General features: G+C 63.1%; 19 protein-coding genes and 1 tRNA gene. 12 read left to right on the top strand and 8 right to left on the bottom strand.

All coding sequences use genetic code 11. The features are described from left to right. Nucleotides 1–28: 28 nt before the first annotated feature. The 5 genes from IV112_RS16135 to lpdA all read left to right on the top strand — a co-directional run bounded on the left by IV112_RS16135 (nt 29) and on the right by lpdA (nt 6,837). Nucleotides 29–580, top strand: coding sequence for a hypothetical protein (locus IV112_RS16135; protein ID WP_015912829.1), 552 nt, complete (start codon nt 29–31; stop codon nt 578–580). After that, a complete protein-coding gene (locus IV112_RS16130) occupies nt 577–1,692 on the top strand; it encodes an efflux RND transporter periplasmic adaptor subunit (protein ID WP_003821159.1) in 1,116 nt (371 codons plus the stop codon). Before IV112_RS16135 ends, IV112_RS16130 begins: the two co-directional genes overlap by 4 nt. A 13-nt stretch (nt 1,693–1,705) precedes the next feature. Beyond that, nucleotides 1,706–4,852, top strand: coding sequence for an efflux RND transporter permease subunit (locus tag IV112_RS16125; protein WP_003821160.1), 3,147 nt, complete (start codon nt 1,706–1,708; stop codon nt 4,850–4,852). Nucleotides 4,853–4,905: 53 nt separating this feature from the next. Then, a complete protein-coding gene (locus IV112_RS16120) occupies nt 4,906–5,304 on the top strand; it encodes a hypothetical protein (RefSeq protein WP_015912828.1) in 399 nt (132 codons plus the stop codon). Between the two features lie 105 nt (nt 5,305–5,409). Further along, nucleotides 5,410–6,837, top strand: coding sequence for a dihydrolipoyl dehydrogenase (gene lpdA, locus IV112_RS16115; protein WP_003821161.1), 1,428 nt, complete (start codon nt 5,410–5,412; stop codon nt 6,835–6,837). A gap of 109 nt (nt 6,838–6,946) precedes the next feature. Here the strand turns inward: lpdA and IV112_RS16110 are convergent, their stop codons facing one another. Further along, nucleotides 6,947–7,303, bottom strand: a complete 357-nt coding sequence (locus IV112_RS16110; RefSeq protein WP_003821162.1) for an ArsR/SmtB family transcription factor — start codon at nt 7,301–7,303, stop codon at nt 6,947–6,949. Nucleotides 7,304–7,544: 241 nt separating this feature from the next. On the opposite strand from IV112_RS16110, the gene IV112_RS16105 reads away from it, so the two are divergent. The 4 genes from IV112_RS16105 to IV112_RS16090 all read left to right on the top strand — a co-directional run bounded on the left by IV112_RS16105 (nt 7,545) and on the right by IV112_RS16090 (nt 11,865). Continuing rightward, a complete protein-coding gene (locus tag IV112_RS16105) occupies nt 7,545–10,034 on the top strand; it encodes a heavy metal translocating P-type ATPase (protein ID WP_085967106.1) in 2,490 nt (829 codons plus the stop codon). A gap of 15 nt (nt 10,035–10,049) precedes the next feature. After that, nucleotides 10,050–10,529: a Cu(I)-responsive transcriptional regulator gene (gene cueR, locus IV112_RS16100; RefSeq protein ID WP_003821164.1), complete on the top strand. Its 480-nt coding sequence runs from the start codon at nt 10,050–10,052 to the stop codon at nt 10,527–10,529. Nucleotides 10,530–10,544: 15 nt separating this feature from the next. Next, nucleotides 10,545–10,883, top strand: coding sequence for an ISC system 2Fe-2S type ferredoxin (gene fdx / locus IV112_RS16095; RefSeq protein WP_003821165.1), 339 nt, complete (start codon nt 10,545–10,547; stop codon nt 10,881–10,883). 223 nt (nt 10,884–11,106) lie between these two features. Then, nucleotides 11,107–11,865, top strand: coding sequence for a MauE/DoxX family redox-associated membrane protein (locus tag IV112_RS16090; RefSeq protein ID WP_017642570.1), 759 nt, complete (start codon nt 11,107–11,109; stop codon nt 11,863–11,865). Between the two features lie 74 nt (nt 11,866–11,939). Here IV112_RS16090 and IV112_RS16085 read toward each other — a convergent pair whose 3' ends face one another. Together IV112_RS16085 and IV112_RS16080 are read right to left on the bottom strand one after the other, a co-directional pair. Beyond that, nucleotides 11,940–12,134: a heavy-metal-associated domain-containing protein gene (locus IV112_RS16085; protein WP_003821167.1), complete on the bottom strand. Its 195-nt coding sequence runs from the start codon at nt 12,132–12,134 to the stop codon at nt 11,940–11,942. A gap of 100 nt (nt 12,135–12,234) precedes the next feature. Continuing rightward, nucleotides 12,235–12,717 carry an Lrp/AsnC family transcriptional regulator gene (locus IV112_RS16080; RefSeq protein ID WP_033471055.1) on the bottom strand — a complete coding sequence of 161 codons (483 nt, stop codon included), beginning with the start codon at nt 12,715–12,717 and terminating at the stop codon, nt 12,235–12,237. Nucleotides 12,718–12,848: 131 nt separating this feature from the next. Between IV112_RS16080 and hppD the strand changes: the two genes are divergently transcribed. Together hppD and IV112_RS16070 are read left to right on the top strand one after the other, a co-directional pair. Then, entirely contained in the window at nt 12,849–13,937 is a 1,089-nt protein-coding gene (gene hppD / locus IV112_RS16075) for a 4-hydroxyphenylpyruvate dioxygenase (RefSeq protein WP_003821169.1), read from the top strand. 320 nt (nt 13,938–14,257) lie between these two features. After that, nucleotides 14,258–15,151 (top strand): LysR family transcriptional regulator, encoded by an 894-nt coding sequence (locus IV112_RS16070; protein ID WP_003821171.1) that lies wholly within the window; start codon nt 14,258–14,260, stop codon nt 15,149–15,151. Nucleotides 15,152–15,177: 26 nt separating this feature from the next. On the opposite strand, the gene IV112_RS16065 is transcribed toward IV112_RS16070, so the two are convergent. Then, on the bottom strand, nt 15,178–15,486 hold the full coding sequence (locus IV112_RS16065; RefSeq protein WP_017642573.1) for a helix-turn-helix domain-containing protein: 309 nt from the start codon (nt 15,484–15,486) through the stop codon (nt 15,178–15,180). A gap of 95 nt (nt 15,487–15,581) precedes the next feature. On the opposite strand from IV112_RS16065, the gene IV112_RS16060 reads away from it, so the two are divergent. Continuing rightward, nucleotides 15,582–16,223 (top strand): substrate-binding domain-containing protein, encoded by a 642-nt coding sequence (locus tag IV112_RS16060; protein ID WP_023110687.1) that lies wholly within the window; start codon nt 15,582–15,584, stop codon nt 16,221–16,223. Between the two features lie 48 nt (nt 16,224–16,271). On the opposite strand, the gene IV112_RS16055 is transcribed toward IV112_RS16060, so the two are convergent. From IV112_RS16055 to uvrC, 4 genes are all read right to left on the bottom strand, one after another. Continuing rightward, nucleotides 16,272–18,215: a tyrosine-type recombinase/integrase gene (locus IV112_RS16055; RefSeq protein ID WP_017642575.1), complete on the bottom strand. Its 1,944-nt coding sequence runs from the start codon at nt 18,213–18,215 to the stop codon at nt 16,272–16,274. Nucleotides 18,216–18,441: 226 nt separating this feature from the next. Then, nucleotides 18,442–18,517, bottom strand: a tRNA-Gly gene (locus IV112_RS16050). Between the two features lie 71 nt (nt 18,518–18,588). Further along, nucleotides 18,589–19,161, bottom strand: coding sequence for a CDP-diacylglycerol--glycerol-3-phosphate 3-phosphatidyltransferase (gene pgsA, locus IV112_RS16045; RefSeq protein ID WP_019917827.1), 573 nt, complete (start codon nt 19,159–19,161; stop codon nt 18,589–18,591). 5 nt (nt 19,162–19,166) lie between these two features. Then, entirely contained in the window at nt 19,167–20,945 is a 1,779-nt protein-coding gene (gene uvrC / locus IV112_RS16040; protein ID WP_304005130.1) for an excinuclease ABC subunit UvrC, read from the bottom strand. Between the last annotated feature and the right edge of the window lie 14 nt (nt 20,946–20,959).

The raw sequence follows: 20,959 nt of genomic DNA, 5'->3' as shown, positions 1-20,959 counted from the left end.
CGCGCTCAACCATCCTGGAACCTTAGAAATGTCGCAATCCTCTTTCTGGCGTGCAGCTGCCTTGTCCAGCCTCCTGCTTGGCAGTAGCGCAACGTGGGCCGGCGACGGCCATGACCATGGCGAAGCCGCTCCTGCCCCCGCAGCGGCCGCGCTTCCGCGCTTTGCCGCAGTTTCCGATGACTTCGAACTGGTGGGTGTGCTGAACGGCCAGCGTCTCACACTCTACCTCGACCATGCTGCCGACAACCGGCCGGTGACCGATGGCGAGCTGACCCTCGAGCTGGGTGGTCAACAGGTAAAGGTCAGCTCACACGGGGTTGGAGAGTTCGAGGCCGATCTGACTGAGCCGCTATCCGATGGCGAGACCTCAATCATGGCCACTATTACTGCGCAGGGCCAATCGGACCTGTTGACGGGCGTTCTCGATGTTCATAGCGAAGACGCCGAACACGAGCATGCCGTCGCATCCGGCCGTGTGGTCGTACTAGGTGGCGGTGCCGCAGTCCTCGGCGTCGGTGTCCTAGCGTGGGCGCTGCGCAGACGTACACGCACCAACGGTGCACTGCGAGGTGCAGCATGAAGCGCAACTTCCGTTTCCTAATGACGACGGCCATGGCGGCTGCATTGGCTCTGGCTGCTCCCGCGTTCGCTCACGACGGCCATGACCACGGCGACGAAGCGCCGGCTGCGTCTTCCAATGGCCCCCAGCGCCAGCCTGATGGCAGCGTGTTTCTTCCGAAACCGTCGCAACGTCAGATCGGTGTACGCACCCAGCTGATCAAGCAGGAGCCCTTGGCCCGCAGCCATGAACTGGCTGGCAAAGTAATCATGGACCCGACGACAGGCGGCAAGGTCCAGGCAATGGTAATGGGCCGGCTGGTGCCCGGGCCGGATGGTCTGCCGCAGATCGGCCAATCCGTGCGCAAGGGCCAGGTGCTGGCTTACATCGAACCGGCCAGCGGTGTGCTGGAGCGCTCAGGCCAGATGGCCCAGGTTGCCGAGCTGCGTGCGGGCCAAGCGCTCGCGCAGAAGCGCTTGGCCCGGCTGCGCGAGCTGTCGGAGACCGTGCCCCGCAAGGAGATCGAAGCAGCCGAAAGCGAAGTGAACAGCCTGACCGAACGCGCCCGCGCCTTGAGCGGGGGCCTCGCCGGCAGGGACGTACTGAAGGCCCCAGTCAGCGGCGTCATCGCATCCAGCCCCGCAGTTGCCGGGCAGGTCGTGGATGCGCGCGAACTGGTGTTTGAGGTGGTCGATCCGACCCAACTGCGCATCGAGGCGCTTGCCTACGATCCGGCAATGGCACAGAACCTGGCCGGTGCTGCACTCGCAGTAGGCGGTCAGAAGGTGCCGCTGAGCTTCGTCGGTGCCGCCAGCAGCCTGCGCGAGCAGGCCCTGCCCATGCTGTTCAAGGGCACCAGCGAAAGCCTCTCGCGCTTGGCGGTCGGTATGCCGGTGGTGGTCTTCGTGCAAGAGGCGACGACGGTACCTGGCTACCGCGTGCCTTCCGGTGCGCTGATGAAGAACCCTGCCAACCAGAACATCGTCTGGGTCAAAGACCAGGCCGAGCGCTTCGAGCCGCGTGTCGTGAACATCACTCCTTTGGATGGTGCATCCATCGCTGTCACTTCGGGCCTGGCGGACGGCGACCGCGTGGTTGTCGAGGGCGCGTCCCTGATCAATCAAGTTCGTTGAGGGGCACCATTCCATGTTCAAGTGGCTTCTCGAAAATAGCTTACGAAACCGGCTCCTGGTCATCATCGGGGCGCTGGTGCTGATGGCGTATGGCGCGTTCACCCTGACGCGCACGCCGGTAGATGTCTTTCCCGATCTCAACAAGCCGACCGTCACTCTCATGACGGAGGCTGGCGGCATGGCTGCCGAAGAAGTCGAGCAACTCATCACGTTCCCGCTCGAAACGGCCATGAACGGCCTGCCCAGCGTCGAAAGCGTGCGCTCGGTCTCCAGCGCCGGGCTTTCCTTCATCTACGTGACATTTGACTGGAAGACCGACATCTTCCGGGCGCGCCAGATGGTCTCCGAACGCCTGACGTCCATGGAGGAAGGGCTAGCCCCGGGCGTGACGCCCACTATGGGGCCAATCAGCTCAGTGATGGGCGAGATCATGCAGATTGCAATCCCCATCGGTGCCAAGCCCTCAGGGCAGAAGAACGCAGCCCCGCCGCTGTCGGCCATGGACACTCGCGAGTACGCGGACTGGGTGCTACGCCCCCGGCTGATGGCCATACCTGGTGTTGCCCAAGTCATCCCGATCGGAGGCGAGGTCCGTCAGTTCCAGGTCCAGCCCAACACCACGCGTATGTCAGAGCTGGGCGTGACTGCGTCCGATCTGGATGCGGCTCTCAAGGGCTTCTCCGCGAACACTTCCGGCGGCTTCCTGGAGATCAATGGCCGCGAGTACCTGATCCGCAACCTGGGCCGCACGTCCCGACTCGACGACCTGCGTAACCTGCCTCTCGCGGTGCGTGCGGGCCAACCCATCCTGCTCCACCAGGTCGCCGATGTTCAGTTTGCGCCAGCCATCAAGCGCGGCGATGCGGGCTTCGAGGGCCTGCCAGCCGTGATCCTGGGCATCCAAAAGCAGCCCACGGCCGATACGATTGCACTGACCCGCTCGATCGAGTCAGCGTTGGCGGACATGAAGGGCTCACTGCCGGCTGGCATGGCCGAGCCACAGGTGACCTTCCGACAAGCCAACTTCATCGAGGCGTCCATCAGCACGCTGCAAGGCAAGCTCATCGGCGCATCGGTCTTCGTGGCGGTGATCCTGTTCTTCTTCCTGGGCACTTTGCGCCCCCTGGTGATCGCGTTGACCGCGATTCCTGCCTCGATCTTCGTGACCGGGCTGGTGTTCCACTATTTCGGCCTATCAATCAACACCATGACGCTCGGTGGGCTGGCGATCGCCATCGGCGGTCTCGTGGACGATGCTGTGGTCGATGTGGAGAACATCATGCGGCGGCTCAAGGAGGACCGCACCCGCCACCCTGAGAACCGGCTGACGCCCCTGGTCATCGTTGCCAGGGCCTCGATGGAGGTTCGCTCGGCGATTCTCTACGCCACGATGATCATTGTGCTGGTGTTCCTGCCTCTGTTCGCGCTGCCGGGGATGGAGGGGCGCTTGTTCGTGCCGCTGGGCATCGCCTTCATCGTCTCCACGCTGGCCTCGCTGCTGGTCTCTGTGACGGTCACTCCGGTGCTTTCGTACTACCTGCTGCCCAAGATGAGGACGCTGGACCATGGCGACACTCGGCTTCTAGCCTGGTTGAAGACGCGCTATCAGGGCGGCCTGCAGCGGGTCTTGCAGCGGCCGCGTGCCGCCCTTGGCATGGCCGCTGTGGCTGTCACACTGGCTGTCGCCGCGGTGCCATTCTTCCCGACCACGTTCCTGCCCCCGTTCAATGAAGGAACGTTGCTGGTGGGCCTGCGCCTGAATCCCGGTGTGACGCTGGCCGAATCTTCGGCGCTTGCCCAGCAAGCCGAGCTGCTGGTCGCGCAGGTGCCAGAGGTGCAGCACGTGGGCCGGCGCAGCGGACGGGCCGAGCTGGACGAGCATGCCGAAGGCGTGCATGTCAGCGAGCTGGACGTGGGCCTGCTGCCCGCCTCGGAGCTAAAGCGCTCCATGGAGGAGATCACCGCCGACATCCGTTCGCGTCTGGCTCACTTGCCCGGCTCCATCGGCATTGGCCAGCCGATCTCGCACCGCATCGACCACATGTTGTCGGGGGTGCGCTCGCAGATCGCCATCAAGGTGTTCGGCGAGGACCTGGACGTCCTGCGCGGGCAGGCGGATCTGCTGCGCGCCAAGCTGGCCGGAATTCCGGGGCTTGCTGACCTGGAGATCGAAAAGCAGGTCCTTGCGCCGCAGATCAAAATCCGCGTGGATTATGCGGCGGCGGGACGCTACGGCGTGGCCGCACCGCAAATTCTGTCCACGCTACAAAGCCTGGTCGAAGGCGAAAAGATCACCGAGGTCATCGAGGGCAACCGCCGCTTCGCGCTGGTGGTTCGCCTGCCCGAGCAGGCGCGGTCGATTGAGGGCTTGAGCCGCATCCTCATCGACACGCCCATGGGTCGGGTCCCGTTGTCGCGCCTTGCCACCATCGAAGACAGCGACGGCCCCAACCAGGTCAGCCGCGACGATGGCCGTCGGCGCATAGTTTTGTCGGCCAACGCTCAGAGACGGCCGCTGTCCGAAGTAGTGGCCGACATACGCAGCGTCGTCCAAGAAGTGCGCTTGCCCGAAGGCTACTTCATCACGCTGGGCGGCCAGTTCCAGGCACAAGAGGAAGCCTCGCGACTGGTGGGCCTGCTGTCCATCGTCTCCCTGACGCTCATGTTCGTGGTGTTGTACACGCGCTACAAGTCGGTCGCCCTATCGGCGCTCATCATGGTGAACATTCCATTGGCCCTGGTCGGCGCCGTGCTGGGGCTGTGGCTGTCTGGCCAGCCGTTGTCCGTGGCCGCTCTGGTCGGCTTCATCACGCTCGCGGGTATTTCTGTGCGCAACGGCATCCTGAAGGTGAGCCACTACCTCAACCTCATGCGCATGGAGGGCGAGGACTTCGACCAGAAGATGATCGTGCGTGGCTCGCTCGAACGGCTTTCCCCGGTTCTGATGACCGCGCTGGTCACGGCCTTCGCACTGGCCCCGCTGTTGTTCGAGGCGTCACGACCCGGTACTGAGATCCTGCACCCCGTCGCGGTGGTGATCTTCTCGGGGCTGGTCAGCTCCACGCTGCTGGACACCTTCCTTACACCCGCCATGTTCTGGCTGTTCGGCCGCAAGCCTGCCGAACGCCTGCTGGACGACCGCGACGCGGGGGCATTCTGATGCAACGCCTTCTGTCACCCGATTTCAACCACCGTAACCCTATAGGAGCTTTCATGTCTGTTCGATTTCGTTCCCTCACGGCTGGCACCGCCCTCGCCCTGGCATCCGTCACCGCCTTCGCCGCAGGCGACCATGACCACGCGCATGACCACAAGCCGCTGCATGGTGGCGTCGTGACCGAAGTCCGGGACGTGGACTACGAGTTGGTCGTTCAGCCCGCAGCAGCGCAACTCTACCTGCGCGACCACGGCAAGCAGGTCAACGTAAGCAACACCAAAGCCAAGCTCACGCTGTTGACCGGCTCACAAAAGCAGGAGGTGCAACTCACGCCTGCCGCGGACGGAAGCCGCCTCGAAGGCAGCGGGACCTTCGCCGCAGCCAAGGGCACGAAGGCCGTTGTCCAAGTCGAACGTGGGGGCAATACCGCGAGCGCCCGGTTCGTTCTTCCGTAGTGTTCAACGTGATCGTCAGGGAACGAGCTGTAATCTGGCGACCACCTGACAAAAGGCGCGACATAGGCGCTCACTATTTCCTCAAAAACTTTGGAGATGTAAATCATGGACATGCATTTCGACGTCATTGTTATCGGTGCCGGCCCTGGCGGATACATCGCGGCCATTCGCGCTGCCCAATTAGGCATGAAGGTCGCTTGTGTAGATGCCTGGAAGAACAAGGACGGAAAGCCAGCACCTGGCGGTACCTGCAACAACATCGGTTGTATCCCTTCGAAAGCGCTACTGCAGTCGTCAGAGAACTTTGAACAAGCCAAGCACCACTTTGGCACGCACGGCATCTCCACGGGTGATCTGCGCATGGATGTGACCACGATGCTGGAACGTAAGAATCAGGTGGTGAAGTCCAGCAACGAAGGCATCCTTTATCTGTTCCGCAAAAACAAGGTCCAGTTCTTCAACGGCCTGGCGTCTTTCACCAGGACTGTCGATGGTGGCTTCGAGGTGAGCGTCGCCGCCGATGAGGCTGTTACCTTGGTGGGCAAGCAGATCATCGTTGCCACAGGCTCCAACGTGCGGCCGCTCCCCAACCTACCGTTCGATGAGCGGGTCGTGCTCTCCAACGACGGCGCGCTGAACATCGCGGCCGTGCCCAATCGGTTGACCGTCATCGGTGCCGGCGTGATCGGCCTGGAGCTGGGCTCCGTTTGGCGCCGCCTGGGGGCGGATGTCACGATCCTCGAAGGCTTGCCCAGCTTCCTGCCAATCGTCGACCAAGCCATCGCCAAGGAGGCGAAGAAGGCGTTCGACAAGCAAGCCCTGAAGATCGAACTAGGTGCGAAGGTTCGCGAAGTCAATGCAACCGAGGCCGGCGTGACTATTCACTACACCGACAGCCAGGGCCAGACGCAGTCCTTGCAGGCAGACAAAGTGATCGTGGCTATCGGCCGTGTGCCCAACACCGAAGGCCTGAATCCGGCCGCCGTGGGACTCCAACTGGATGAGCGCGGCGCCGTGGTGGTGGACGATGCATGCCGCACCAGTGTGCCCGGCATCTGGGCCATCGGTGACGTGGTGCGTGGCCCGATGTTGGCGCACAAGGCGGAAGAGGAAGGTGTCGCAGTGGCCGAGCGCATTGCCGGCCAGCACGGTCACGTCGATTTCAACACGATCCCCAACGTCATCTACACCAGCCCGGAGATTGCCTGGGTAGGCCGCACCGAGCAGCAGCTCAAAGAGCAGGGCACCGCCTATCGAATCGGTTCCTTCCCGTTCATGGCCAATGGCCGCGCGCGTGCACTGGGCGACACGACGGGCCTCGTCAAGGTGATCGCCGATTCTGCCACGGACGAGATACTCGGCGTGCATGTAGTCGGCCCGCAGGCCAGCGAACTGGTGGCCGAGGCCGTGATCGCCATGGCGTTCAAGGCCAGCAGCGAAGACATCGCCCGCATCTGCTTTGCCCATCCGACCCTCTCCGAGACGTTCAAAGAGGCCTCGCTGGCAGTGGACAAGCGCGCGCTCAACTTCTGATTGATCGGAAGCGGCATCCAAACCGCCTCACCGAACGCAGCTGCGGGCGGTGGGGCGCATATCGCCATGGAACGTAGGCCACGCTGCAACGGCATGCTATGCCCAACAGTTACTCGTCGTTGTGGTCTTCCGCGATGTGGGTGGCCATATCCAGCAGCACCTGGTTCACGTGCTTGTCCGCCACCTCATAGAAGATCTGTTTGGCCTGGCGCACGCCCTTGACCAGGCGAGCACCGCGCAGCAGCCGCAGGTGGTGGCTCACCAGCGACTGCGAGAGTTCGAGGGTTTCAGCGATATCCCCGACCGAGGATGAGCCCTTCATGCAGCACAGCATGATTCTCAGCCGGGACGGGTCACCCAGGAGGCGGAATGTCTCAGCCAAGATGGTCACGTCATTCTGTGACAGCGATTCCAAATTGGCGCTGGGATCCTTCGGTGGGGTACTGAATGGCTTACTTGTATTCATTTTTAAAATATTTCCTAACCTCGAATGGCTGTTTTCGCCCTTCAGAATTAACAAGGCAGCAGCCGCTTAGGCGCGCGCAGCAAAGAACCAGTGCGAGCCTGGCAGGCAAGGCCTCCGCTCCCCGTGCACCGGGTCATTTCTGAAACCTGACAGCATCCGAAAAAGCGCTTGACCTTCCCACGATGGTAAACCCTAAGCTCCCTCCATGTCGAATTTCAACTATGGGAAGCACACCATGAGCATGGCAACAACGAGTAGTGCTGGCGGCCAAGCAGCGGCAATCAGCCTGCCCATCGAGGGCATGACCTGCGCAAGCTGCGTCGGCCGAGTCGAGGCCGCCCTTGCCAAGGTCGAGGGCGTGGCAAGCGTGTCTGTCAATCTCGCCACCGAGCGAGCGGACATTCGCCTGAACCGTGCTGTCGATCGCATGGCGCTGATCCAGGCGATCGAGAAGGTAGGGTACGACGTGCCTCAGGGCACCATCGAGCTGGCGATCGGAGGCATGACCTGCGCTTCGTGCGTGGGCCGCGTCGAGAAGGCGCTCAAGGCGGTGCCGGGCGTCACTGAGGCTGTGGTCAATCTGGCGACCGAGCGCGCTACCGTGCGTGGTGTGGCATCCGTGCAGGATCTAATCGCGGCTGTCGATAAGGTCGGCTACGAGGCCAGCCCTGTCGATACCAGCATGCAGGCCGACGAGGAAGCCGCCGAGAAAAAGGACGCCGAGCGCGCCGAACTCAAGCGCGACCTGACCCTGGCCGCCGTGCTGGCGCTGCCTGTGTTCGTGCTCGAAATGGGCTCGCACATGATTCCCGGCATGCACGAGTGGGTGGCTTCCACCATCGGCATCCAGCAGAGCTGGTATCTGCAGTTCGTGCTGACCCTGCTGGTGCTCGCCATTCCGGGCTGGCGCTTCTACGAGAAGGGCTTCCCGGCGCTGTTCCGCCTGGGTCCCGACATGAACTCGCTGGTCGCGGTCGGCACGGCCGCGGCCTTCGGCTATTCGATGGTCGCCACGTTCGCGCCCAGTCTGCTGCCGGCCGGCACGGTGAACGTGTACTACGAGGCGGCCGCCGTCATCGTGGCGCTGATCCTGCTGGGCCGCTTTCTTGAGGCACGGGCCAAGGGCCGCACCTCCGAGGCCATCAAGCGCCTGGTCGGCCTACAGGCCAAGGAGGCGCACGTGCTGCGCGACGGCCGCATCGTGGACATCCCGATCAACGACGTGGCGCAGGGCGACATCGTGGAAGTGCGCCCCGGCGAGCGCGTGCCGGTCGATGGTGAAGTGACCGAGGGCCGCAGCTTCGTGGACGAGTCGATGATCACCGGCGAGCCGATTCCCGTCGAAAAGGCGGAAGGCAGCACCGTGGTCGGCGGCACCGTCAACCAGAAGGGTGCGCTGACGCTGCGTGCCACCGCCGTGGGCGGTCAGACCATGCTGGCGCAGATCATCCGCATGGTCGAGCAGGCGCAAGGTTCCAAGCTGCCGATCCAGGCCGTGGTGGACAAGGTGACGCTGTGGTTCGTGCCCGCCGTCATGCTGGCCGCCGTGCTGACCTTCCTGGTCTGGCTGGTGTTCGGCCCGTCGCCCGCGCTGTCCTTCGCGCTGGTCAATGCCGTGGCGGTGCTGATCATTGCCTGCCCGTGCGCCATGGGTCTGGCGACGCCGACCTCCATCATGGTCGGCACGGGCCGGGGCGCTGAGATGGGCGTGCTGTTCCGCAAGGGTGAAGCCCTGCAACTGCTCAAGGACGCCAAGGTGGTGGCCGTGGACAAGACCGGCACGCTGACCGAGGGCCGCCCGGTCCTGACCGACCTGGAGATTGCCGACGGCTTTGACCGCAACCAGGTGCTGGCGAAGGTCGCCGCCGTGGAATCGCGCTCGGAGCATCCGATCGCACGCGCCATCGTCGAGTCGGCCGTGGAAGGTGGCATCGCGCTGCCGACGATGACAGACTTCGATTCGGTCACGGGCATGGGCGTGCGCGCCACCGTGGACGGCGCGCGTGTCGAGGTCGGTGCCGATCGCTTCATGCGTGAGCTGGGGTTGGACGTGGGCGGCTTCGCTCGCACGGCCGAGCGCCTAGGCAACGAGGGCAAGTCGCCGCTGTACGCCTCGATCGACGGCCGGCTGGCCGCCATCATCGCGGTGGCCGATCCGATCAAGTCCAGCACGCCCGCGGCCATTGCCGCGCTGCACCAGCTCGGCCTGAAGGTGGCGATGATCACCGGCGACAACGCGCGTACCGCGCAGGCCATCGCCAAGCAACTGGGCATCGACGAGGTGGTGGCCGAAGTGCTGCCCGAGGGCAAGGTCGAAGCCGTGCGCCGGCTGAAAGCCAGCCACGGCCAGATCGCCTACGTGGGCGACGGCATCAACGACGCCCCGGCGCTGGCCGAGGCCGACGTGGGCCTGGCCATCGGCACCGGCACCGACGTGGCGGTGGAGTCGGCCGACGTAGTGCTGATGTCGGGCAACCTGCAGGGCGTGCCCAACGCCATCGCGCTGTCCAAGGCGACCATCGGCAACATCCGCCAGAACCTGTTCTGGGCGTTTGGCTACAACACGGCCCTGATCCCGGTGGCCGCTGGCGTCCTGTACCCCGCATACGGTGTGCTGTTGTCGCCGATCTTCGCGGCTGGCGCGATGGCGCTGTCCAGCGTGTTCGTGCTCGGAAACGCGCTGCGCCTGCGCCGCTTCCAGCCGCCGCTGGCGGCGGATACCGCTCATTGAGAAAGGAGGAACACCATGAACATCGGTGAAGCATCCAAGGCCTCGAAGGTCTCGGCCAAAATGATCCGCTACTACGAGCAAATCGGTCTGATCCCTCCGGCTGACCGCACCGATTCGGGCTACCGCGCCTATACCCAGGACGACGTTCACCGGTTGCATTTCATCCGGCGTTCGCGCGACCTCGGCTTCTCGGTAGCCGAGATCACGGACTTGCTGGGACTGTGGAATGACAAGTCGCGCCAGAGTGCTGATGTAAAGCGTCTGGCCCAGCAACACATCGACGAGTTGGACCGGCGCATCGAGAGCATGCTGGAGATGGCCGCGACGCTCAAGGCGCTGATCCGGTGTTGCGCCGGCGACGAACGGCCCGACTGCCCGATCCTGCACACGCTGGAGCAGCCCGATACCAGTGACAACAAGCCCGAAGCGCGCACTGGCGCAGTGCCGCGCCGCGCGCGAGCCAACGCAGCAGGAAAAAAGCCGCGTGCGCACTGAGCAGCCAGGAGAGATATGCCCAAAATCACAGTCTTGCCCCATCCTGAACTGGCTCCCGAGGGAGCCGAACTGAACGTGCCAGCAGGCACTTCGATCTGCGAGGCCCTGCTGGACAACGGCATCGAGATCGAGCATGCCTGCGACATGAGCTGTGCCTGCACGACCTGTCACTGCATCGTGCGCAAGGGGTTTAATTCTCTAAACGAAGTCGAGGAGTGCGAGGATGATCTGCTCGACCGGGCCTGGGGACTGGAGGCGCAGTCGCGGCTGAGCTGCCAGGCCATCGTTGCGACCGAAGACCTGACCGTCGAGATCCCCAAGTACACGATCAACCATGCCAAGGAGAACCACTAGGAGCCTGCGTGCTGCCTCAGGCGCACCGGCCTGCGGCAGGGTTGCTCTGGCAGATGGAGGACTGACGGCATTGCAGCCAGATAACCAACCCGTGGGCCAGACCAACCCGCGAGCCAGGTGTCTACACTCCCTTTGCACGGTCGTCGGTTAGGCTGGAAAGGTCATCAACGTCCTTAAATCCGTGACGGCCGGCCCATGGAAAGTCACACAGGAGAAGTCCTGCATGTCTGCGCCCAAGCTAGCCACGCTCTACCGAATGGTCATGCCCGGCCATACCTGCCCCTACGGGCTGAAGTCGCTCGATCTGCTCAAACGCAAGGGCTACGAGGTCGAGGACAAACACTTGGCGAGCCGCGAGCAGACGGATGCGTTCAAGAAGGAGCATGGCGTCGAGACCACGCCCCAGGTCTTCATAAACGGGCGGCGCGTGGGCGGCTACGACGACCTACGCAAATTCTTCGGCATGTCCGTGAAGGACAAGAACGCCGTGACCTACACCCCTGTGATCGCGCTGTTCGCCATGGCGGCCGCGATGGCGCTGGCGGCGAGCTGGGCGGCCTTCGGCCAGCTCTGGAGCATTCAGGCGGCAGAGTGGCTCGTGGCCTTTGCCATGTGTCTCCTGGCGCTGCAGAAGCTCAAGGACGTGGACGGCTTCGCGACGATGTTCCTCAACTACGACCTGCTGGCCAAGCGCTGGGTTCGGTATGCCTATTTCTACCCGTTCGCGGAGGCCATCGCAGGCGTCCTGATGGTCGCGGGCGTGGGGATGTGGGTGTCGATTCCGTTGGCGCTGTTCATCGGGACCGTCGGGGCCGTGTCGGTTTTCAAGGCGGTCTATGTCGATCGCCGGGAACTCAAGTGCGCCTGCGTGGGCGGGGACAGCAACGTGCCGCTGGACTTCGTGTCCCTGACCGAGAACCTGATGATGGTGGCGATGGCCCTGTGGATGTGGGCCAAGGTCGCCTACCTTGGGATGCACTGAGCGCCGCGCCAGATATGGCGCAGCGCACGTGCTCGCATCGGCCGTCCTGTGTGCATGCCGGCCACGACGCGGTGTTACTGCGCGCGCGGCGGGAAGCCAGCTTCGCTCAGGGCCGCGGCGATCTGCTCTTGCGAGGCCGAGGTCTGGACCTCGACACGGCGGGTCGGCGGGTCCGTAACGATCTTGGCGTTGGGGTCGATCGTTTGGATCGTTTTCGTCACAGTGCGGGCGCAGCCGCCGCAGGTCATGTCTTCGAGATGGAATTGCATGGAAAACTCCTTTCGGGTTGGGATGCTTAAAGTTTGATCCTTGCCACGGTTGGAAGGTCAAGCGCTATTTGCATCCCCGCCACACCAACCTGCCGAATGTTCATAGGGGCAAGGCCGTGGTGCTCTTCACGCGGTCCAGCACGAAGCTGGTCTTGCAGTCTTGCACGCTGGGGTGCTTGAGCAGCGTATCGAGCACGAAGCGGGAGTAGTGGGCCATATCTCTGACGACCACCCGCAACAGGTAGTCCATGTCGCCGGTCAGCGCGTGGCACTCCACCACCTCGGGCCAGTTCTGAACCGACGCGCGGAACACGTCCATGGGGTTGCGCTTGTGCGAATCAGAGTGCTTTTCGAGGCGCACGTTCAGGTAGGCCGTGAGGGTGAGGCCGATGCGTTCGGGGTGCACCAGGGCCACATAGCCGGCGATGACGCCAGCCTCTTCGAGGCGGCGCACCCGCCTCAGCGTGGCCGAGGACGACAGGCTTGCGTGTTCGGCCAGTTCGTCGAAGGTGGACCTTCCATTGCGTTGCAATGCATCAATAAGGCGTCTATCCGTACCATCAAGGACTATTTCTGTGCTCATTTCTTTCACCACGCAGGAATCAGGCATCAAGAAGTCTATTTGCAATTGATTTTGCAGAAATGATGTGCGGGCTTTTTCTTACCATCTAGGGTGTCCAGATTTCCACCCCAAACCCAAGAGAGACACCCCTGATGACCGACCTTTTTGACAACCCGATGGGCCTGTGCGGCTTTGAATTCGTCGAGTTCGCCTCGCCGACGCCCGGCGTGCTGGAGCCGCTGTTCGAGAAGCTCGGCTTCACCGAGGTGGCCCGGCATCGCTCCAAGGACGTATCGCTCTACCGCCAGGGCGACATCAACTTCATCGTCAACCGCGAGCCTAAAAGCCAGGCGGCGTATTTCGCGGGCGAGCACGGCCCCAGCCCCTGCGGGCTGGCGTTCCGCGTCAAGGATTCGCACAAGGCCTACCACCGCGCGCTGGAGCTGGGCGCGCAGCCGATGGACATTCCCACTGGCCCGATGGAGTTGCGCCTACCGGCGATCAAGGGCATCGGCGGCGCGCCGCTGTACCTGATCGATCGCTTCGAGGACGGCAAGTCCATCTACGACATCGACTTCGAATTCCTACCCGGTGTGGATCGCCGTCCCAAAGGCCACGGCTTCTCGATCGTCGATCACCTCACACACAACGTCTATCGCGGCCGCATGACGTACTGGGCCGACTTCTACACGAAGTTCTTCAACTTCCAGGAGATCCGCTACTTCGACATCAACGGCGAGTACACCGGCCTGGCTTCCAAGGCGATGAGCGCGCCGGACGGCCTGATCCGCATCCCGCTGAACGAGGAAGCACGCCAGGGCGGCGGCCAGATTGAGGAATTCTTGATGCAGTTCAGCGGCGAGGGCATCCAGCACATCGCCCTGCTGTGCGACAACCTACTCGATGCGCTCGACCGCGTGCAGATGGCCGGTATCCCGCTGCTGACCGCCCCCAACGACATCTATTACGCAAACTTGGAAAAGCGCCTGCCCGGCCATGGCCAGCCCGTGCCCGAGTTGCAGGCGCGCGGCATTCTGCTCGACGGCACGACCGAAGGCGGCCAGCCCCGCCTGCTGCTGCAGATATTCTCCGAGCCGCTGCTTGGCCCGGTGTTCTTCGAGTTCATCGAGCGCAAGGGCAACTACCGCGAGGGCTTCGGCGAAGGAAACTTCGGCGCCTTGTTCGAGTCGATGGAACGCGACCAGATCAACCGTGGCTCGTTGGAAATCAACCCGGCCTGATTTGGGCTTTTCCATGAAGGCAGAGCGCCTTCGGTCCTACATCTCGCGAGCCCCTCTGTGGGCTCGCGCTACTTTGGCGTCAGTACGGCCTTAGCCGCTCAAGCATTGAGCGGGTTGGGTTCGGCGTCACGTTCCGAAACAGTTGCTACCACTCTTGACTTGAGTTAATACATGAACATATGTATTCTTATTCAGATACACCGATGGCCTTTTTCCTCGCCCTGAAGAGGGACCCAGCACTACCTCGCCCCCTCTAAGCGCACTTCGGCAGCAATGCGCCGTGGCCAACCCAATGACCAGGATTGCTGAAGGACGTGCCCATGGAACTTCGTCATTTGCGCTGCTTCGTGGCTCTCGCCGAAGAGCTGCATTTCACCCGTGCTGCGGAGCGCTTGCACATCGAGCAGCCGCCGCTGTCCCGCACGATCAAGGAATTGGAAGACGAACTGGGGGTGCTGCTCTTTGACCGCGATCGGCGGGGAACGCGGTTGACGCCAGCGGGTACCACCTTCCTTCAGGACATTCGCCGGCTGTTCACCAACCTGGAGCAGGCACGAGAAAACGTCAGGGCGATCGCCGCAGGCCTAAGAGGCAGCGTGCGCATCGCCATCTCCGATGGCGCCATCGACCCGCGGCTGTCTGCACTTCTTGCCCTGTGCCGCCAGGAGGAGCCGGAGATCGAAATACGGCTCTCCGAGGTCACCCTGGCGGAACAGTTGCGGGGGCTGCGATCCGGCGACTTCGCGATCGGTTTCGCACACACTGCGGACGTCGGCGACGGACTGGTGACGGAGCCCATCTGGCAGGACCCGCTGGTGGTGACCTTGCCGATCCGGCACCCGTTGCTGGCCCACAAGGAAGTGTCGCTACGTGAACTCGTGAGTTACCCGCTGGTGATGTGCGATCCGCAGCTTTGCGAGGGCTACTGCCGCGAATTGACCCGGCTGCTACATCCCCTGGAGCGCGAGTCCACCATCGTTGAGCATGTCTCGTCGCTGGACATGATGCTCACGTTGGTCGGAGCTGGTTACGGCATCGGCTTCGCAACGGCGACCCGAATCGCGGTATGCCAACGTCCCGACGTGGTGATCCGGCCGTTGGCGCTCGATTCGGCCGTCATCATCACCTACCTGCTTCGGCCCGAAGGCGGTAGCGGACTATCCGTTCCCGTAGAGCGCTTCATCGAGCGTTTGCGTTCGCCAAAGAGCGATTAGCTACGGCGCCTGCGCCACACCCGGCGTCACGCATCGCCCTGAAGGTAGAGGTTGCGCTCCGTGGCCGTCATCAGTTCGGCCGAGCTGATCTTGAGAGCCAGGGAAATTTTTAGAATGAGAGCGAGTGTCGGCATGTGCTCGCCGCGCTCAATCTTGCCCATGTGCGAACGCGCGATCCCCGCCAAGCCCGCGAACTCATCCTGAGCAATCCCCTGATCCAGGCGAGCGGCTCGCACCGCTTGCCCGAACGCCAACGCCGGTGCGGACTCATAGGTGGTTACTCCGGCGGGCCGTCCAGGCCGAATAGTGCGCTTCTGCATTCGCAGAAGCGTCATGGAATCACTGATCTTTAACCACGTTAAAGATATCTCTTTAGTATGATGTCGGTAGATCTTTTCGATCCCCTCCCGCCGCCTCTTTGGGGGTATCCATGCATGACGTCATCAGTCCGCCCCCGAATTTCACACTCGCCATAGCGCCAGGTGTACCGTCTTCACGGCTGTCGGCGCTGCTTGCACTGCAGCGAGCGCAGGAGCCGGGCGTCGCGATGGCCGTGCGTGAAGTTTCGGATCAAGAGTTGATGACGGGCCTGCAGGAGGGCCGCTACGACGCGGGACTATCTCTTAGCGGTGCGGGGGATCACCTGACGAGTAGCCGGAGGCTATGGTGCGAAAGCATGGCCGTTGCGATACCACCGCGGTCCCGCTTAGTTAACCAGGCGAAGCTCACCATCTCAGATCTTCAGGATTATCCAATCTATCGCTGGCGGGTGGAGGCTTGCCCCTTGCTGGACGAGAGGTTGGCCTCCCTCATGCCAGTGGACCAAGAGAACATCCTGTCTGCAACTTCATTCGAGATGATGGCGCTGTGGGTCTCATCCGGCTACGGCATCGGCGTATGCGCGCAATCGCGCATCGAGCGTGCCCATCAATGGGGGATCGGCATGCGACCGCTCGCCGATGGCCCCTACAATATCGTGACGTACCTCCAACGGCCCCACGCGCAAGCCGATTCTGCTGCCAAGCGGTTCGAGCGTAGAGCGCTACAGATTGCTGGGGAAGGTGCAAGGTGATGGGCCTACGGCCGGAAGCGTCATCCCGGCCATAGGCTGACCCGTGGATTAGGTTCCCTCGATCACCACAGCGCTGTCCACTAGCCTACGAACGCTCTGCCGCACATCTTCCGGGACGGGCTGCGGGGCGACGGCCTTGGGCACATCCTCGTGATGCTGGTAGTCGCCCATGATGACCCGTACGATCGCCGGCACGTTGGTCGGCGTGACCGCATCGATGGCGGCGCGATCGCCCAGGTCAGGGTGCGGCTGGGTCAGCATGCGGTAAAGTCCCCAAGAATCCGCGTGCGGGCACTGGTTCATGAGCACCTGGGCCAGCCTGTGTTTGAGCGGCACCAGTTGCCAGTCCGGAACACGCTGTCCCCGATTGCCAAGGCTGATAGCCAGCAACTTTCCGGCTTTCAGTTCGCGGTTGATCTGGTCCTTGGACTTCCCGGCCAGCTTGCCGAACAACGGGACCGGCAGGCTGTTCGGCGACTCATAGATAGCCAGCATTTCCTCGCGCTCGCGCTGGATCGCGGACACTTCCGGCTCTGGGACATGCACCGGAGGCGGCGGCAGATGCGACAGTCTCCGGAACGTGATTCCGCCGCTGCTCGAAGTGACGACAATGGGCGTTGCGACAAGGGACTGCACGCCGGGCACAGGGGGCTCGGCCACGATGGGGGCCGCACCCACCGCCTCTTCCACTTCTGCCATCGCAGGCACCCCATCGATGCGGATGGTCAGGTGTGCGCTCGCAGCTTCTACCTCGCCCTGTTCGAGCAGGTCGAGGCGATCGGCCCAGTCCTGCATCATCCGGCGCCTCGGCTCCACGTATTTGGCGTGGTTGTAGGCCGAGCTGACCTTGTTGGGGTCGGAGTGCGATAGCTGTGCATCCACCCAAATTTTCGGATAGCCGATTTCGTTGAGCGCCGTCGAGATGGTGCCGCGGATGCCGTGCCCGGTCAGGCGCCCCTCGTAACCCATGAGCTGCAAGGCCTTGTTCAGCGTATTTTCGCTGATGCGCTTCTTGAGTTCGCTGGTATGAGCCAACAAGTACTTCTGCGCCGGCCGCATCGCGCTCAGAAGATAGCGCACGATCTCGATGGCCTGCAGAGAGAGGGGCACGATGTAGGGCGGCACGTCCTGCGGCCGCTTACCGGCCTTGCGCATTTCGTCCTGGAGCTGCTTGACGAATTGTGGCGGGATGATCCACAAGCCGCGGTCGAGGTCGAACTGCTCAGGCTCGGCCAGCCGCAATTCGCCCGTCCGCACCCCAGTTAACAACAGCAGCCGCACACCAAGCTGGGTCTGCCAGCCGCGGGGGGTGTAGAGCCGAAGCTTCTGAAGGAACTCGGGCATCTCGGGCAGGTGCAGATAGGGATTGTGGGTCACCGGGGGCTTGGGTTCGGCCACCACATCCAGGTCAGCAGCAGGGTTGACCTCCAAGCCCTCGGCAACGACCAAGGCATAGCGGAACATCTGGTTGAACCAGGTGCGAACCTTCTCGGCGGTGGTGAACGCTTTGCGCTTCTCGATCGCCGCCAGAACTCCCAGGAGCTGAGGGCGGCGAATGTCGTAGATCGACATCTTCCCTAAGGCGGGCAGCACGTCCTTGTTGAAGATGCGCAGAATCTGCGACAGGGTGCTCTGGCGGCCTTCCTTGAGTTCCTTGCGGCGATGCTCGACCCAGGCATCAAAAACGTTCCTAAAGGTGTATTCACCCGCCAATTTGGCCGCGTGCCGGCGCTGGTCACGCTCGATTTGCGGATCAACCCCCCTGGCAAGCAGGGCTTGGGCCTTATCCCGCTCGGCGCGGGCCTCGCGCAAGCTGAGGGCAGGATATCCGCCCAGGGACATACGTTTTTGCTTGCCCAGCCAGTAGTAGCGAAACATCCACGACTTACCGCCTGCAGCAGAGACCATCAGGCCCAGGCAGTCATTATCGGAGAGGGTGTAGCGTTTTCCGGTGGTTCTTGCCTGCCGGACGGTCAGATCAGAGAGTGCCATTTCGAGGCTCCTAAGTAATGACTTAGGCCCTATGCTCGTCATGGTTCCCGCTCAGCCCCAGCAACTATCCGGTAGCCGTCCCACCCGTATTCTTGTGCCTCAATTGGTCACTCAAAAACGGTAGCTGTGGGTGGATTTCCGTGGCGCTCGCTGGAATGGAAAAAGGGGCCGAAGCCCCTTTTTTCAATGACTTACAGACGTCAGTAGAAGTCTGTAGATCATAATTTGGAGCGGGAAACGAGGCTCGAACTCGCGACCTCAACCTTGGCAAGGTTGCGCTCTACCAACTGAGCTATTCCCGCAAGACAGGCGCGCATTATAGGCCTGCCGAAAAAGCTGTCAACACTTCGCGCCGAAGATTTTTGCGGCGCGCTCAGATCGCCTTGCGCGCACGCAGTTCGGGCCATGCCTTTCGCATGTAGTACACCATGGACCACACGGTCAGCACCGCCGCGATCCAGATCAGCTTGCCGCCGATGAACCCGACGTCGATCCCGAACAGCGGATCGAAGTACAGCAGCATCGGTATCGCGATCATCTGCGCTGTCGTCTTCACCTTGCCTATCATCGACACGGCGACGCTGCGCGCGGCCCCCACCTTGGCCATCCATTCGCGCAACGCGGAAATGGTGATTTCGCGACCAATGATGATGAGGGCGATGACGGTGCTGGTGCGGTCGAGCTCGACAAGCATGATCAAGGCCGCCGCCACCATCAGCTTGTCGGCCACCGGGTCGAGGAAGGCACCGAAGGCGGATGTCTGGTTCAGCGTGCGGGCGAGGTAGCCGTCGAGCCAGTCGGTGATGGCCGCGATGACGAACACCACGGTGGCGATCAGGTTCTTGTCCGGCATGACCAGCGTCTGGTCAGGCAGGAAGAAAACGCCGACGAACAGCGGAATGAGCAGGATGCGCGCCCAGGTCAGCGCGGTTGGCAGCGTAAACATGTGCCCTAGTTTAACTGCCGCTGTATCTGTTCGGCGAGCTTGCGGCTGATGCCTTCGACCCGGCACAGATCCTCGACCGTGGCATTGCGCACGCCAGCCAGCCCGCCGAAGGTCGTGAGCAGTCGCTTGCGGCGCGCCGGACCGATGCCCGGAATGTCTTCCAGCGTCGAAGTGAGGCGCTTCTTCGCGCGCTTGGCACGGTGCCCCGCGATGGCGAAGCGGTGCGCTTCGTCGCGGATCTCGGCGATCAGGTGCAGCGCCGGATGGTCGGGCCCGAGCACCAGACCGGCCGCAACACCGGGGCGTATCAGTTCTTCCGCCCCCATCTTGCGCTCTTCGCCCTTGGCCACGCCGACCAGCGGCAGGTCGAGTCCGAGTTCGGCCATCACCTCGACCGCGATACCGAGCTGGCCCTTGCCGCCGTCGATCAGCACCAGGTCGGGCCGCGCGCCCTCGCCGCTCGCCACCTTCTCGTAGCGCCGCGTCAGCACCTGGCGCATTGCCGCGTAGTCGTCACCCGGCGTGATGCCGTCGATGTTGTAGCGGCGGTACTCGCCGTTGCGCATCGCGCCATGGGCCCACACGACGCAGGAGGCGACCGTCGCCTCCCCCATCGTGTGACTGATGTCGAAACATTCGATGCGCTCGGGCGCGACGTCGAGCTGGAGCACATCGACCAGTGCCGCTACACGATGCGAGGCGCGCGCGCCGGCGTCGATCTTCGCGCGCAGCGCGATCTCGGCGTTCTTCAGTGCCATGTCGGCCCACGCGCGCTCGCGCTCGTTGCGCGCGAGCGCCAGCGTCGAGCCCGGCAGCGGTGCTTCGACCTCGTCTTCCGGCAGCACGTTGACGACGATGCGCTTGGGCGCATTACCGCTTGCGTAGTGCTGGCTCAGGAAGGCCACCAGCATGTCGGCGGCACTGCCCTGCCCGGCCGCCGGGAAGTGGGCGTGATCGCCGAGGTGGCGCCCGCCGCGCACCATCGCGTGATTGACGCAGGCGGCGCCGTCACGCTCGATGGCCACGACGATGTCGAGGTCCTCGTCGCGCGCGCTGTCGGCGAACTGCTTGTGCAGCACCTTGGACAGCGCCCGTATCTGGTCGCGTATCTGCGCCGCCTTCTCGAAGGCGAGCGCTTCGGCGGCAGCGTTCATCTGCGCCGACAGCTTGTCGATCACCTCGGAATGACGGCCGTTCAGGAAAAGCGCGGTCAGCCGCACGTCCTCGTCGTAGTCCTCCTTCGACACGAGGTCGACGCAGGGCGCAGAACAGCGGTGGATCTGGTGCAGCAGACAGGGCCGCGAGCGGTTGGCGAACACGCTGTTCTCGCAGGTGCGCAGCAGGAAGGCGCGCTGCACCAGCTGTATCGTGTCGCGCACCGCCCACACGTTCGGCAGCGGCCCGAAGTAGCGTGCGTCGCGCCCAACGGTGCCGCGGAAGAAGCCGATGCGCGGAAAGCGGTCGTTGCTGATCCGGATATAGGGATAGGACTTGTCGTCCCGGAACAGGATGTTGTACTTCGGCCGCAGGCTCTTGATCAGGTTGTTTTCGAGGATGAGCGCCTCGGCTTCCGACCTGACGACGGTGATGTCCACCCGCGCGACCTGCGCCACCATGATGCCGATGCGCGGACTCGACGGCGTGCGCTGGAAGTAGGACGACACGCGCCGGCGCAGGTTCTTCGCCTTGCCGACGTAGAGCACGTCCTCCTCGGCGCCTATCATGCGATAGACACCGGGGTCTTCCGGCACCGTCGGCAGCCAGGCCTTCGCGTCGAAACCCATGCCTCGGAGTGTCC

The sequence above is a fragment of the Methyloversatilis discipulorum genome, from assembly GCF_018780585.1.
GTDB lineage: Bacteria > Pseudomonadota > Gammaproteobacteria > Burkholderiales > Rhodocyclaceae > Methyloversatilis > Methyloversatilis discipulorum_B.
Note: the sequence above shows the minus strand (reverse complement) of the source record. Positions and strands in the feature narration are given on the sequence as shown.